The 13,783-nt window shown below is 58.3% G+C and carries 14 protein-coding genes; 12 read left to right on the top strand and 2 right to left on the bottom strand.

Annotated features, from left to right (window positions below; translation table 11 throughout):
- Positions 1–59: 59 nt before the first annotated feature.
- Positions 60–1,430 carry a magnesium transporter gene (gene mgtE, locus AC0V7N_RS34785; protein WP_475453376.1) on the bottom strand — a complete coding sequence of 457 codons (1,371 nt, stop codon included), beginning with the start codon at positions 1,428–1,430 and terminating at the stop codon, positions 60–62.
- 346 nt (positions 1,431–1,776) lie between these two features.
- On the opposite strand from mgtE, the gene AC0V7N_RS34780 reads away from it, so the two are divergent.
- From AC0V7N_RS34780 to AC0V7N_RS34760, 5 genes are all read left to right on the top strand, one after another.
- Positions 1,777–3,066 carry an Nramp family divalent metal transporter gene (locus AC0V7N_RS34780; RefSeq protein WP_475453374.1) on the top strand — a complete coding sequence of 430 codons (1,290 nt, stop codon included), beginning with the start codon at positions 1,777–1,779 and terminating at the stop codon, positions 3,064–3,066.
- 286 nt (positions 3,067–3,352) lie between these two features.
- The gene (locus AC0V7N_RS34775) at positions 3,353–3,844 is read left to right on the top strand and encodes an HNH endonuclease family protein (protein ID WP_475453372.1); all 492 of its coding nucleotides are present in this window, start codon (positions 3,353–3,355) and stop codon (positions 3,842–3,844) included.
- 779 nt (positions 3,845–4,623) lie between these two features.
- Positions 4,624–4,785, top strand: a complete 162-nt coding sequence (locus AC0V7N_RS34770) for a hypothetical protein (protein WP_475453370.1) — start codon at positions 4,624–4,626, stop codon at positions 4,783–4,785.
- 148 nt (positions 4,786–4,933) lie between these two features.
- Positions 4,934–5,113: a hypothetical protein gene (locus AC0V7N_RS34765; RefSeq protein ID WP_475453368.1), complete on the top strand. Its 180-nt coding sequence runs from the start codon at positions 4,934–4,936 to the stop codon at positions 5,111–5,113.
- A complete protein-coding gene (locus tag AC0V7N_RS34760) occupies positions 5,082–5,609 on the top strand; it encodes a hypothetical protein (protein ID WP_475453366.1) in 528 nt (175 codons plus the stop codon). The genes AC0V7N_RS34765 and AC0V7N_RS34760 overlap by 32 nt, the downstream gene beginning before the upstream one ends.
- A 164-nt stretch (positions 5,610–5,773) precedes the next feature.
- Here the strand turns inward: AC0V7N_RS34760 and AC0V7N_RS34755 are convergent, their stop codons facing one another.
- The gene (locus AC0V7N_RS34755; RefSeq protein ID WP_475453364.1) at positions 5,774–6,211 is read right to left on the bottom strand and encodes a hypothetical protein; all 438 of its coding nucleotides are present in this window, start codon (positions 6,209–6,211) and stop codon (positions 5,774–5,776) included.
- Between the two features lie 478 nt (positions 6,212–6,689).
- On the opposite strand from AC0V7N_RS34755, the gene AC0V7N_RS34750 reads away from it, so the two are divergent.
- From AC0V7N_RS34750 to AC0V7N_RS34720, 7 genes are all read left to right on the top strand, one after another.
- Complete coding sequence (locus AC0V7N_RS34750) at positions 6,690–7,430, top strand: reverse transcriptase domain-containing protein (protein WP_475453362.1); 741 nt, start codon at positions 6,690–6,692, stop codon at positions 7,428–7,430.
- Between the two features lie 39 nt (positions 7,431–7,469).
- Positions 7,470–8,258: a hypothetical protein gene (locus AC0V7N_RS34745; RefSeq protein WP_475453360.1), complete on the top strand. Its 789-nt coding sequence runs from the start codon at positions 7,470–7,472 to the stop codon at positions 8,256–8,258.
- A 347-nt stretch (positions 8,259–8,605) separates the two neighbouring features.
- Complete coding sequence (locus AC0V7N_RS34740; RefSeq protein ID WP_475453358.1) at positions 8,606–9,949, top strand: chloride channel protein; 1,344 nt, start codon at positions 8,606–8,608, stop codon at positions 9,947–9,949.
- Between the two features lie 226 nt (positions 9,950–10,175).
- Complete coding sequence (locus tag AC0V7N_RS34735; RefSeq protein WP_475453356.1) at positions 10,176–11,141, top strand: ABC transporter substrate-binding protein; 966 nt, start codon at positions 10,176–10,178, stop codon at positions 11,139–11,141.
- Between the two features lie 12 nt (positions 11,142–11,153).
- Positions 11,154–12,104, top strand: a complete 951-nt coding sequence (locus AC0V7N_RS34730) for an ABC transporter permease (RefSeq protein WP_475453354.1) — start codon at positions 11,154–11,156, stop codon at positions 12,102–12,104.
- Positions 12,085–12,936 carry an ABC transporter ATP-binding protein gene (locus AC0V7N_RS34725; protein WP_475453352.1) on the top strand — a complete coding sequence of 284 codons (852 nt, stop codon included), beginning with the start codon at positions 12,085–12,087 and terminating at the stop codon, positions 12,934–12,936. Before AC0V7N_RS34730 ends, AC0V7N_RS34725 begins: the two co-directional genes overlap by 20 nt.
- A gap of 11 nt (positions 12,937–12,947) precedes the next feature.
- The gene (locus AC0V7N_RS34720) at positions 12,948–13,754 is read left to right on the top strand and encodes a TetR/AcrR family transcriptional regulator (RefSeq protein ID WP_475453350.1); all 807 of its coding nucleotides are present in this window, start codon (positions 12,948–12,950) and stop codon (positions 13,752–13,754) included.
- Positions 13,755–13,783 lie beyond the last annotated feature (29 nt).

The raw sequence follows: 13,783 nt of genomic DNA, 5'->3' as shown, positions 1-13,783 counted from the left end.
GGCCAATACTAAGACCAATCAAGCAACGGGCAATCCAGACCCGAAGCCGGGGTCTGCGGTTAGAGCAGCGTCCCCCGCAGGAAGATCAGCGCCACCGTGAAATAGATCACCAGGCCGGTCACGTCGACGAGGGTGGCGACGAAGGGCGCCGAGGCGCTGGCCGGGTCGAAGCCGAGCCGTTTGAGGATGAAGGGCAGCATCGATCCGGTCAGCGAGCCGAAGGTGACGATGCCGACCAGGGCGGAGCCGATGGTCAGCGCCAGCAACAGCCAGTGCTCGCCATAGTCGTAGAACCCGAACTTCTGCCATATCGTGATGCGGATGACGGCAATGACGCCCAGAATGGCCCCAAGCGCCATGCCTGTCGGCAGTTCGCGCAAGGCAATTCGCCACCAGTCCCGCAAGCGTATTTCGCCAAGCGCGAGCGCCCGGATGATGAGCGAGGTGGCCTGGGAACCGGAATTGCCGCCCGAACTCATGATCAAGGGAATGAAAAGCGTCAGCACGATCGCCTTCTCCAGCTCCCCTTCGAAATATTGCATGGCATTGGCGGTCAGCATTTCGCCAAGGAACAGCACTGCCAGCCAGCCGCCGCGTTTCTTCAGCATCTCGAAGATGCCGATCTCCATGTAGGGCTGGTCGAGCGCTTCCATGCCGCCGAATTTCTGGGCGTCTTCGGTTCCCTCCTGAACGATCGCGTCGATGATGTCGTCGACGGTGACAATGCCGAGAACATGGTGTTTGGCGTCGACGACCGGAAGCGCCAGCAAGTCGTATTTGGAGATCAGGCGCGCCACTTCCTCGCGGTCCATCAGCGGGGTGACGTAGAGCGGCTTGCGCGGGGGAGCAACCGACGTGATGGGAGCAGCGGGCTCGCCGGTTATCAATCGCCGCAAGGTGACGGCAGTGAGCAGCGTCTTGGTTTTGGGATCGAGGACATAGATGGAATAAATCGTCTCGCGGGTGCGCTCGACCAGGCGGATATGCTGCAAGGTCTGGGCTATCGTCCAAGTCGCCGGCACGCTGACGAACTCCGTCGTCATGAGACTGCCGGCCGAATGCCTGGGATAGGCGAGAAGCTGAGTGATCGAGGCGCGCGTGTCGGCCTTAAGCGCCGACAGCAGGTCGTCACACTCGGAGGAGTCGAGACGCCGAAAGATGTCAGCCCTCTGATCAGCCGACATGTTTTCGAGGATCGCCGTGGCCAGCGGCCTCGGCATCATATGGATCAGCTCGGCCGGCTCATCGAGACCTGGCTGATCGAAAATATCTGTCGCACGATCGAGGGGCAGTAAGGCCAGCACCTCGACCGCCTCTTCGGGCGAACATAGATTGAGGATTTCGACGCTGTCGGCGACATGTTCATTGGGGAGACGCGCTGCAAGGGCCGCGGCGTCGAAGGGCTCGGTCAGTTTGAGGTTCGTATCCATGAGTCACCCAAAAATCGGCCACTGCCGGCTGAACATTGTGAAGAACCCGAAAGCCATTCTGTCACGACCGGCCCGGCGCGGCACCGCGAGTCGACAAGGACTGTCGCTTGGCACGGATAGGATTTCCCCGGCATTTCGCAGCAAAATGGACAACAGCAACTCGATGAGCGTTTTGCGTTGACGGGTCAATGCGACGGCGCTGAAAAAAGGAAGGGGGCGATCAACACTAGCGGAGCGGGATGACCACCGCCTGCCTCACCCTACAAGATTGTGTTGTTGAACCTGTCCAGCCCTGCAACCCGTCGAGGGTGAACAGAGTTGAGGTTCTTTGGGAGGCGATCACTCGATGGAACCGCCGAAAGCAACGCCTGCCGCCGCACCAACGCCTCGCAAACGCTTCAGCTTCTTCGGAAGCTTGGGCCCGGGCCTGATCACGGGCGCGGCCGATGACGATCCAAGCGGTATCGCCACCTATAGCCAGGTGGGTGCTCAATTCGGCTACTCGCTCGCCTGGACCATGCTGTTCAGCTATCCGCTGATGGCCATAATCCAGGGGATCAGCGCCGGGATAGGTGCGGTGACAGGCCAAGGTATCGCGCGCAATCTGCGCCGGCATTATTCGCCTTGGCTGCTGCGTTTCGCCGTCCTCCTGCTGCTCGTCGCCAACATCATCAATATCGGCGCCGACCTCGGCGCCATGGGAGCGGCGCTTGAATTGCTCATAGGTGGCCCGCATCACCTCTATGCGATCTTCTTTGCGCTGATTTGCGTCTTTCTGGAAATCTTCGTGAGCTATCGGCGTTACGTCACCGTGCTTAAATGGCTGACGCTGTCCCTCCTTGCCTACGTGGCGGTGGTTCTGTCAGTGCACGTGCCTTGGGGGACAGCGCTCTATGGTGTGCTGGTTCCCCAAATCGTTTTCGACGGCGATCACGCCATGGCACTGGTCGCGATCCTTGGCACGACAATCAGTCCTTACCTCTTTTTTTGGCAGGCCAGCGAGGAGGTTGAGGAGCAACATCGGCAGCACCAGCAACGGCTCAGGGTCCAGTCTGATGCCGCTGCCGGGCGGGAGCTTGCGCGCATTCGAGGCGACACTCTGTTTGGAATGGGCTTTTCCAACCTGGTGGCCATTGTCATTATCATTGCCACGGCGGCAACGCTCCATGCCAACGGGATTACGCAGATTCAGACCTCGTCCCAGGCGGCAGAGGCGCTCCGACCTGTCGCCGGCGACTTTGCATTCGCCATTTTCGCAGCCGGCATCATCGGCACCGGCATGCTTGCTGTGCCCGTGCTTGCGGGCTCCGCTGCCTATGCCGTTGCAGAGATGTTTCAGTGGCCAGAAGGACTGGACCGGCGCCCACAGGATGCCAAGGCCTTCTACGGCGCCATCGCGGTGGCGACGCTGGGTGGGGTGACCCTGACCTTCGTCGGACTGGACCCCATCAGGGCACTCTATTGGAGCGCTGTCGTCAATGGCATACTTGCTGCCCCGCTGATGGCAATCATGATGATGATCGCGATGAACCCCCGGGTCATGGGCCGACTTACGCTGCCGCGCTGGATGGTTTTCGGCGGCGTGCTTGCCACGTCAGTGATGGCTCTGGCATCGATTGGCTTTTTCGTGCTGTGACCGACAGCCCGGCCCGCGCCAGAAACACATCATGGCTGACTTTCGGCGTGGTTTGGCTTCTTTTGCATTTGGCCGTCGCGGTGCTCCGCTTGATGCAATTACTCTGCCGTTGGCAAGTGATCAGCGGACGGCAATCTGGCCCCTTCTTCTCCGCTGACAAGTATCTGGAACGATGCGCAGATTGGCTGACCGCGCGCACGCGCAGGTAGCTCCAACAACATGGTTCGACCTCTCAAGACGAGTGCCAGTGTTTCCGATCCTCTCCTGAACTCTAAAACATGGACGTATGCCCAACGGGAACATCGCAAGTTCTGGCGCATTGCTAAAGGACGCCATTTCAGGATACTCGATAGATGAGGTTCTTAAGGGAGTGGATTGGACTGAGTGCTATGAGGGTTGGACTGAAGAGTTGCGATACCTTTTGTTTCGCTATGATGAATATCTTACCACGAGAAATGGAGGACAGTTCAACAATACAGAGTGGAATAGGATCTGGCACTCTGATCCATCCAAGTCAATTGAACACATTGTGCCTCAAAGCTCCGGGCACAAGCTCGTCCACCATCTCGGTAATTTGACCATGCTGCCGCCTGGTGTGAACTCAACACTGCAGGATCGTGAGCCAAGCAAGAAAGTATCCTCATATCGAGAATGCGGACTTCGGGGAACCGTCGAAACGGCAGACCTAATAGACCGCGAGGGTGGCGTATGGGGAAAGGAGCAAATTTTGAATCGCGCCGCCCGCCTGGAAGCGTTTGTTCGGTCCGAGTGGGGATGAGTTCGCGAAGCTCTCTCTCCTCAGTCAGCCGTCCGCCACGAACGCTTCTAGCAAGCCTACAGCGTCTACACTGGTCTGCTCGCGCTCGACTTGCCGGCTGACTGGCGTGATCTTAGCGACGTGTCGACGCTTGAATGGTTTCACCACTCGCTGCGCCATCCCGGTCCCGTCCACGCCTTCACCTTGAACCTGTCTCCTGAAATCGACCGGTTAGCCCGCACGAAGTCGTCAGCAGTCAAATGGTTGCCCAGGGGATTGCACTTCGGCTTAAGCTCGCCCTCGGAAGGCCTATCGATTTCTGGTTCGCTGTAGAGCTCACACAGGAGGGGCAGCCGCGAAGGCTGCATTGTCACGGCGAGCTACAGATCGCGCCCAGTGACTCTGTATGCGCCCGCAAAGCCCTACGCATCGCTGGTGGCGAGTGGAACGTCGCCCGGCAATATCAGGCTCACGCCAGTCCGGCCCCGAATGTGGTTGGAGTCATTACGTTCGCGGGCTGTCTGTCTTGTCTGGCGTGGTTCCTTATCGAGGGCGGTTCAAGAACCTTGAAGCGTCCGATCAACGGCCACTGGTTTGCAGCGACAAACGCCGTGCGCAGCGGTGCCAGGTCGCTCTACGCCGGCCGGCGAGCGGCGGTTTTCTCACTTATGAAGAACCCTCCGGCAGCGCAAAAGTCATCTATGACTTATTAAGTAGTTGAAAACATTGCGTAATATTCGTTGACGCCCACGCCGATATGACTCATGTTGCGCTCGCAATCCCGCAACGGAGGACATCCCATGAATACCTACATCCCAAACGACACATACGACCGGCTCACCCTGGCGCTTGCCACGATCGAACCGTGTGCCATCACCGGGCGGCGTGAGCCCGACCAGATGGTCAAGGCGCTCATGGCGGCCGAGATGTGGCCGGTGAGCGTGAAGCCTCGGAAACGCTAAGCCATTGATCTAATTCAGGTTCATAAATAACCGCTTTAATTCACTTGTGATCCACGATCGCATGTGACTGATAGGTATTCCCCGCAGCAATGGCGATCTTGAACCGGAGCAACGCCCCGGCCGACGACCCGTTTTATTTGGACGAACAATGACTAAGAAATTTGAATACCCAACATCTGACCTGTCGAGCGCGGCCGTTTCCGAACTTCTCTCAAAAGGGTTCGACAATCCGTCGCATCTTATCGACGGCACGCTCACTGAAGCCTACATCAAGCGCGAACTCACGGAAGAGTTTCGTGAAATACAGGTCGTTAGGCGGCTGTCATGAGCCGCGTTCCGACAGCCGCGCAATTCGAAAAGATCGTGGCACCGCTGGCGACATGATGCATCCGGTCCACCGCGCCCTAACTGAAGGTGTGCCGCTGCTTAGCGGCCACGACGCCGCGCGGCGTTTTGTGCTCGCCCATGGCCGCACCTACGTTCCTGCGCCGCTGCCGCGTGAGATTCGGAGGCGCAAGCAGGGCACTTGCTTTAAGGCCGCAGGCAGCATCGTGCTACGGAAGCAGGATGCCGGCTTGCGCTACGTCGAGGGCTTCGCGATCAGCCCGGCGCATCCGTCGCCGGTCTGGCACGCATGGCTGACGACGGACGGGACCGCCATTGATCAAGTGTGGCCAAAGTCCGTTTCGATACAGTCTTTCTATTTCGGGGTCGAGTTCTCCAAGGCCACGCTAGCGGCAATGCTGTTCGCGCGCGGATACTACGGCTTGCTCGACCCTGTGGACGACAAGTTGATGGCGTCCTTCGAGCGTGAGACTGCTTAGTCGCCCAATCCTTTCGTCGAATAAAAGATCACGGGCGAGCACGTTTCCTGCTCACCCGTTTCTCTTGCGGGTATAGCGCGAACCGACGAAGGCACGGCTTTGTCGCCGCCCATCTCGCGACACTTCGACTCCACATGTTTGTCGTGACTAGTTTGGCGGAATAGTCACATGAAGAAGATATCGCTGGCACGATCCATTGGGTCTGCAAAGTGATTTGCCTCGGCAGGCGCTCCGGAATTCCGCGTAACCTGCTGGAAGAACTTTTTGTCGAACCGGTGCTGACAGAGCGCCATATACCGCATGGCACCAATCAACGCCGATCGATCCCAATCACCTCCACCATGACGCGCGTCGTAGATGCTTTCCAACTCATAAAAAGTGGGCGCGGTCCCTTGCCCGCCATCCCACGCTTTGTCGAGGCGCGCGCTAAGCTCGTCCATCATTTCCTTCGTCACGTCGAAGTCGTCTTCGAACGCCTGATGCCACGCCGCGCCGTCATGAAAGATTGGATAAACATTATTGTCCCAGGCATAGACGTAGGCATCATCAATGCGCCCGCCCATTTCTGGATGCAGCGCCATCGACAAGATGTTGAATTTCATTAGCGTGTATTCTTTGGAAGCCACTTTCCCCACCTATCAAATGTGTTACAGCCCCTGATACGTGGATGAAGCGGAAGACATATTCAATGGTGGCCGGTAGCCTTGCACCGCCTTTTGAAAGTCGTCGGGTGCCTTTTCCTTGGGGATTACGCCAGTCGCTCCATGACACCGATCTTGTATGTCGCCGGAAGAACGTTAGATTGCGTCATCCGCTTTGGCGATAACTAGCTTCTCACACTGGTGATGCTACGGGACTACCTTCTGGTATACCTTAGTAACACTTCGAGACCTCTCATGGGTTCTCTCAGTTGACGACTCCTTATGCGAGTCGCTGGTTGCCGGGGCGGGTAGATAAGGAGCAAGGGCATGAAGAAAACTTCACGTCTCAAGCGCCTTACTCACAAGTGGCAGCCATATGTTATCCCGGTGATAAACCTGATAACTGCGGTCGTCTATCTTGTGAGTAAGGTCGTCAACTATGCCGGTAAGGTTCGAGAACTTCGCATTTTCGTTTCTGATAAAGGGCAAACCTGTCTTCAAGCCGTCTGATCTTGGCAGGCGTATCGGAAAAGAAATAAAGACTAAGGTCGAGGCTGCCGTCGAATTTGACGACTTCTATAAGCACCTAAGCGCTGGTGGTCACGTCGGAGCGTTACACGCTCATAGGCCGCACAAATATTTCGCGCGTGTCGACATCGAGCGTTTTTTCTACTCCATTGCACGCAATCGTGTCGCGAGAGCGATCCAAGATTGCGGCATCGACCGTGGCGAGCACTATGCGAAATGGTCTTGTGTAAAAAATCCCTACGAAGATCCCAGCTACGCCCTGCCTTACGGCTTCGTCCAATCGCCGATATTAGCGACTCTAGTCCTAATGCGATCACCGGCAGGAACGTTTTTGAGGAACCTGCCACCTGGCCAGTTTGGACGATCGGTCTACATGGATGACATCTCACTGTCATCCGATAGCCTCGCAGCGCTCCGCGACGCTTATGACGAACTGATAAGCTGCCTCGCAGATTCTAACTTCGCCCCGAATGAAGCAAAGACCCGAGCGCCATCCGACGCCATAGACGTGTTTAACTGCGAGCTTCGGCAAGGGGTTTCAGCTGTAAAAGAAGCACGACAGGCCGAATTTTTTGCTACCGATCGAAGCTTAGCAAGCTCCGCTGCCTTCCAGGGCTATGTCCAAAAAGTTGCTGACGGAAACACCGAGTAGCCGCCCTCTATTGCGTCCGTCGCTAGGCTCATTATGTTTATGGCGATGCACCTTTACGATTTCATATCCGAGGATGAACTGTATGACCTGCCTGAAGATAATCAGCAGGCGTTTTCCTCATTCGTTCGGTCTGCGCGGCGGAATCTTTCGGAAGCATCCAGAGGATTGAACGATGGGGATGAGAATGATTGGCGCCAATTGCAAGAAATCCGTCATGGGTTCACCAATGTAGTTCTTGCGGCTGCTAAGCGCTACGGTATAGAGCCGTTCCTGTCTGCAAACGTGCCAAAAATTAAGCAGTTTGACAGCGATATTTACTTCCAGCTGATAGCCGATCTAGACCATTACATGACTCAACTCGCGATCGACACAAGTATCCGTCGTCGCTCTGAATCAACACGTCTTCCGGACGCTTCGAAAGACAAAATCCGGACTTACATTCATCATCTGAAGGAGGCGATACAAAATTCGTCCAGCTTCAACGATGCAAAGAAAGAGAGGCTTCTTGGTAAGGTCGCTGAATTCGAAGCCGCACTCGACAAAGGTCGACTGAGCTACGTAGCGGTCGCACGCCTCACACTCGAAATTCTCGCTATCCCTGCCACCATTTGGAGCGCCTACGACGTGGCTCACAAGCTCCTGTCAAATATCAACCAAGTTGTCGCGGAGGCGAAGGTTGAGGAAGATGAGCAGCGTAAGCTGCCGGCCCTTCCAAAGCCATTCGTTATGATCGCGCCGCGCGCTCCTGAAATTGAAGAGCGCAAGAAGGAGACGGACTTCGGTAGTGGTGGCCGCGACCGCAATCTAGACGATGAAATCCCTTTTTAGCAACGCCCTCGCAGGTTTATTGGCCATGGAAGAATCACAATTCTTCCGGCCATCGGGCATGATTGCCGTTACCTCCCACCCTTCATCATGGTCATCGTCCCCATAGCGTCCTCGGCGAAGGCCGGCGAGGCGGAAAGGCCGATGAGGCCGGCAATGACGGCAAGCTTTCTCGAGTTCATTCTGCATACTCCCATTTTGAAGAGGCATAGTTGCCCCTTTCAGGTTCGCGACCGCGTTTGGAAAAGTTGCATCAACACGAACACGTGATCCCTGCGGGTCGCATCCCGCGAGCAGTTGGCTCGAGAACCTTTTGACAATTCAACCGATGCCGGGTTTAGGGATTGAACATGGCCGGCACATCGCGAAAATACCCCATGCTGCGGAGGTCGCGAGTGATGTGGGGCTCGCGGCGCGTCTGGCAGCCGCGGCTGGTATTCTGGGCCGGTGCGGTCTCGATCGGTGTTATCAGCGTGCTGTTCGCGGTGCTGGCCGACAAGGCACAGGCGCTGTTCCACGTCATGATCGGCGATCATGGCGGCGGGCGCGTCTACCTGCCGCTCATCGTTACGCCGCTCGGCTTCGTGCTATGCGCTTGGCTCGCCCATGCATTCTTTCCCGGCTCGCAAGGTAGCGGCATTCCGCAGGCCATCGCCGCCCGCCACCTGCGTGATGACGACGACCGCAGCCACATCCTGTCGCTGCGGCTGGTGGTGGGCAAGATCGCACTCACCATCATCGGGCTGTTCTGCGGTGCCTCGATCGGCCGCGAAGGCCCGACCGTGCAGGTCGGCGCGTCGCTGATGCTGCAGGCGGCGCGCTGGGGTGGCATGGCGCAGGCGCGAGGCCTGATCCTGGCCGGTTCGGCGGCTGGCATCGCCGCCGCCTTCAACACGCCGTTGGCTGGTATCGTCTTCGCTATTGAGGAGATGGGCCGCACCTATGAGGCTCGCACCAACGGGCTGGTGCTGACGGCTGTGATCCTGGCCGGTCTCGCCTCGCTTGGGCTGCTCGGCAACTACACCTATTTCGGCGTCTCTAAGGAAACGATCTCGTTTGCCGCTGAGTGGCCGCTGGTGATTGCCTGTGGAGTGATTGGCGGCGGCTTCGGCGCGCTGTTCTCGCTGCTGGCGTTGAAGGTGACGCGGAGGATCCGGCGCTGGCACACGCAACAACCGCTGAGGCGCGCCCTGATCGTGGCGGCTATCTGCGGCCTGGCCGTGGCGGCGATCGGCATCGCTTCGGGCGGGCTGACCTTCGGCACCGGCTACGTGCAGGCGCGCAGTGCTGTCGAAGGCACGCCACTGCCGTGGTTCTTCTTTGCAGAGAAGCTTCTTGCCGGGCTGCTGTCTATGATTTCAGGCATTCCCGGCGGCATCTTCGCGCCGTCGCTGGCCGTCGGCGCCGGCATAGGCAGTTCGCTCGGCCTCATACTCGGCGCCAGCACCGGTGCCGCCGCACTGCTCGGCATGGCCGGCTATTTCGCCGGCGTCGTGCAGGCGCCGATGACGGCCTTCGTCATCATCCTGGAGATGACCGGCAATCACGACAATGTCATTGCACTGATGCTGGCCTCGATGTTGGGCTACGGCACCGCACGCATGATCTCGCATGAGCCGCTCTACCACGCACTGTCGCGGGTGTTTATCGCAGAAGCGATCCGGCGGCGGCGGGCGGAGGCCCTTCCAACATGATTGAGACAGCGATCATTCTGGCGGTCGTCACAATGTTACAAAACATCTTTTAAGTAATTGATTTTATTAATATAAGTCAAAGCCCAATCCTCCGTCCATAGCGCCTTCTCTGTCAGAAAGCATAATTTCCTCCAAAGCTCGATTGACAAATTATGAAACTGCATTCAGTTTCATAATCGGAACAGACGAGCGCCGCCGGCAAGGCGGCCAAATATGGGGAACTGACATGAAGTCACTGATCGCACTGTCGACGGTTGCAGGTTTGACACTCACTTGCCCGGAAGTTGGCAAGGCGGAGGATGCAGCGCTTTCGGGCAAGACAGTCTGTGTGAACAGATATGCGTCGGCGCCTGTCATTGATGACATCCTGAAAGGGATGAACGATGGCCTGAAGGCTTCGGGCGGCGAAAAGATCGTCCAGAACATCCAGAACCCCGAGGCTGACGCCGCAACACAGCAAACCATAGCGCAGCAATTTGCCAATGGCGGTTGCGATCTCATCGTGGTCATTGGCACCGCCGCGGCTCAATCCATACAGCAGGCGACCAAGACTGTGCCTGTGGTATTCGTCGGCGTGTCGACACCCGTCGAGGCCGGCATTGTCCAGTCCCTCGAAAAGCCCGGCGGCAACATGACTGGAGTCTCGGATCCTCTTCCCGTCGAATCGGAAATCGACGGCATGTTGAATATCCTGCCGACCATCGAGACGATCGGTCTTATCTACAAGGTTGGTGATCCCGCGGGCGATCCGCTGGCGGCGCGCGCTGTCGCGCACATAGAAAGCAAGGGTTTGAAGCACGTCACCGCGGGTATCGCCAATGCCGGCGAAACCACCCAGGCGGCGCAGTCGCTTGTCGGACGCGTTCAGGCGATCGAGTTCCCCTGCGACACGACAACGATCTCGGGCATGGCAGGAGCGCTGAAGGTTGCCAAGGACGCCAAGCTTCCAGTGTTCGGCTGCACGTCCGACGCGGTCAAGGGTGGGGCGATCCTGGCTGGCAGCTACAGTTATGTGACTGTTGGAACGAGGGCAGCCGACCTTGTGGTGGCGGTGCTGAAGGGCGCCAACCCCGCCACGACACCGGTCATCATTCCCAAGATTGCAGGCTTCGAGATCAACAAGACCGAGGCGGGCGCCTTGGGGCTCAAGATTCCCGAGACTATGATGACCTCAGCAGTCAAAACCTACTGAGGACGGATGTCGATGCTGATCGATGTGCTCGTGATCGGAGCCCAGATAGGGCTCCTCTATGGACCGTTGGCGCTCGGTATCTACCTGGCGATCAACGTGCTCAGCCTGCCGGATTTGACACTTGAAGGCTCGTTCGGCCTCGGCGGCGCCGCTGCCGCAAGCAGCCTTCTCATGGGCTTCGACCCGATCAGCTCCTTATTGCTCGGCATGTGTGCCGGCGCGCTTGCAGGACTTGTCACAGCCCTGCTGCACGTGATCCTTCAGATGAACGTTCTGCTTGCGGGTATTCTGATGACGACGGCCGCGTGGTCCGTTAGCATCGCGGTCATGGGCACGGGCAATGTCTCGCTCGTCCGGGTGGATACGTTATTCACCTGGGCCGAGAATCTCGGACTCCGCAACCAGACCGCTTCGATCCTTGTGGCGGGCGGTGTCACCTTGATTTTCGCCACCTTCCTGGTCTGGCTTCTGCACACCGGATACGGCCTCGCAACACGCGCAAGTGGGCTGAACATACAGACCGCACGAAGTCTCGGCATCCGCACGGAGATGCATCAGGTTCTTGGCCTTATGCTGGCCAATTCGTTGGCGGCTGCATCGGGAGCGCTGGTGGCGCAGAGCCAGGGGTTCATGGACGTCTCTATCCAGGGCGGCGTGATCGTAGTCGGTCTGGCCGCCTTGACGATCGGGACCAGCGTCATTCGTTCCGACAAAGTCGCTGTCGGGGTGACCTCCGTTATCATCGGCGTCATCATCTATCGCTGTATCGTGGCGCTCAGCCTCAGAATGGGCATTCCGCCAAATTCCGTTCGATTGATCACCGCGCTTTTGGTGTTCGCCTTCATCGCGGCCCGTATCCACGGGAAGGGCACGCTTACGCTTTCCGGGTTCGAGGGCTGGCGGGCCCGTCGGCGCAAACATGTGCAATTCTTGGAGAACGATCGTGTCACCACCCTTCTCTGAGCGACGCATTGGTGGTGCACCACCAGCGATACGCCTTCGCCACGCGACGAAGCGCTTTGCAGGCCTTGGCAAAAAGGAAGTCTTCACCGCGCTGGACGATTTGACCCTTGATATCGCACGCGGCTCCTATGTTGCGCTGATCGGCTCCAACGGCGCTGGCAAGTCCACCCTGCTTTCAATCCTCATGGGCACATTGCTGCTTGATGAGGGATCCCTGCACATTGACGACGAGGACATCAGCGAGAAGCCTTCGTGGCAGAGGGCTTCCAAGATTGCGCTCGTTCGCCAGAACCCCGAGCACAACGTGCTTTCCTCGCTCAGTATCGAGGAGAATTTCGCACTGGCCGTGATGGGAAGGGAGCGTGCCTTCCGCCTTCGCCGCTATGACCGCGATAACGTGAGGCTGGCCGCAAGAAACGCGCTCCAGCGATTTGGCATGGGACTGGAAGATCGACTTGGCGAATCGACAGGCACGCTCTCCGGAGGGCAGCGCCAGGCGGTCGCAATGGCGATGGCGGCGGTCCGCAATCCGCGCGTTCTGCTGCTGGATGAGCACGTGTCGGCGCTCGACCCCAAGCGCGCAAAAATCGTGGCTGACGTAACCGGGGAGATCGTGCGCGCACAAGACATCACGACGGTCATGGTCACGCATGATCTTGGCCATGCGCTCAGCCACACGGATCGAGTGCTGATGATGCATCGCGGCAAGGTGGTGATGGATCTGTCGGGCGAGAAAAAAGCAGCGCTCGACCTGGCCGAATTGGCCGGCCAATTCGAGCGACTGGTCGGCGAGGCACTGCCTGACCGCACGCTCCTCGCTGCGGCTTCCTGATGGGAGACAAGATGACCGATCAGAACGCGCCGAACGACTTGCGAGCTGGGGCTTCAGGCCAGAGCCAAGCTGCCTCCGCCGGACCTCATCTGGCATTGGGTGATCGCTACGTCGCCGCCCTGAATGCCCAGATCAAGGGCGCGGGTGGCGAAGGCAAGAGCGCGCGGACGCGAGCAAAACTGAAGCGGGCGGCGTTCGATTGCTTGACGGAAAGCGACCTTGCCAGCCTGACGATTGGCTCGATCACCGGCAAGGCGAAGGTCGCGGCAGGAACATTCTACCTGCATTTCGATAGCATCCGCGACCTGGTGCTTGAGGTCTTCTCGGAGTTCGCCGCGGTCGATATTGCGCCGGCGATTCCCGAAGGCGACGAATTTGTCGACCTGTTCTCCCAGATGAAGGCGACTTTCATCGAAATCGTTGGAGCGTTCCGCCGCCGCCGGATGTTCTTTCGGTCGCTGTTCCAGATGAAGCGGCAGGACGCGGAAGCCAACTCGGTCTGGCTGAGGCTGACAGCGCAGTGGGCGGAAATACTTTCGGCCATAGCCAGGGATCATGCGAAGCAGCCTGTTCCCGCAGCGTTCGACCGGTTTATCGGGCACGCAACGAGTGCGTTCGCCGACGAGATCATGACCCGTATCTATGTCGACGAGATTTTTGGCGCGGCATTCCCTGACGATCCGCGCAATGACGAGCACGTGGCTGAGCTCCTGGCCTTCACGCGCCATCGGATGCTGTTCGGATCTGACCCCGACCCGAAGCTGCTGACGGCAAATTCCCCCCTCAATGGTTTCTCTTACCCTGCCAAGCGGTTCTGAAAAGACCCGCCCCCGCAGGCAACAATGCG

This window comes from Mesorhizobium kamtschaticum (assembly GCF_056174585.1).
This window is presented reverse-complemented; position numbering and strand designations above follow the sequence as displayed.

Coding starts and splice junctions, on each gene's coding strand:
- mgtE (WP_475453376.1), bottom strand. CDS start 1,430: ATGGATACGAACCTCAAACTGACCGAGCCCTTCGACGCCGCGGCCCTT.
- AC0V7N_RS34780 (WP_475453374.1), top strand. CDS start 1,777: ATGGAACCGCCGAAAGCAACGCCTGCCGCCGCACCAACGCCTCGCAAA.
- AC0V7N_RS34775 (WP_475453372.1), top strand. CDS start 3,353: ATGCCCAACGGGAACATCGCAAGTTCTGGCGCATTGCTAAAGGACGCC.
- AC0V7N_RS34770 (WP_475453370.1), top strand. CDS start 4,624: ATGAATACCTACATCCCAAACGACACATACGACCGGCTCACCCTGGCG.
- AC0V7N_RS34765 (WP_475453368.1), top strand. CDS start 4,934: ATGACTAAGAAATTTGAATACCCAACATCTGACCTGTCGAGCGCGGCC.
- AC0V7N_RS34755 (WP_475453364.1), bottom strand. CDS start 6,211: ATGAAATTCAACATCTTGTCGATGGCGCTGCATCCAGAAATGGGCGGG.
- AC0V7N_RS34750 (WP_475453362.1), top strand. CDS start 6,690: ATGCCGGTAAGGTTCGAGAACTTCGCATTTTCGTTTCTGATAAAGGGC.
- AC0V7N_RS34745 (WP_475453360.1), top strand. CDS start 7,470: ATGGCGATGCACCTTTACGATTTCATATCCGAGGATGAACTGTATGAC.
- AC0V7N_RS34740 (WP_475453358.1), top strand. CDS start 8,606: ATGGCCGGCACATCGCGAAAATACCCCATGCTGCGGAGGTCGCGAGTG.
- AC0V7N_RS34735 (WP_475453356.1), top strand. CDS start 10,176: ATGAAGTCACTGATCGCACTGTCGACGGTTGCAGGTTTGACACTCACT.
- AC0V7N_RS34730 (WP_475453354.1), top strand. CDS start 11,154: ATGCTGATCGATGTGCTCGTGATCGGAGCCCAGATAGGGCTCCTCTAT.
- AC0V7N_RS34720 (WP_475453350.1), top strand. CDS start 12,948: ATGACCGATCAGAACGCGCCGAACGACTTGCGAGCTGGGGCTTCAGGC.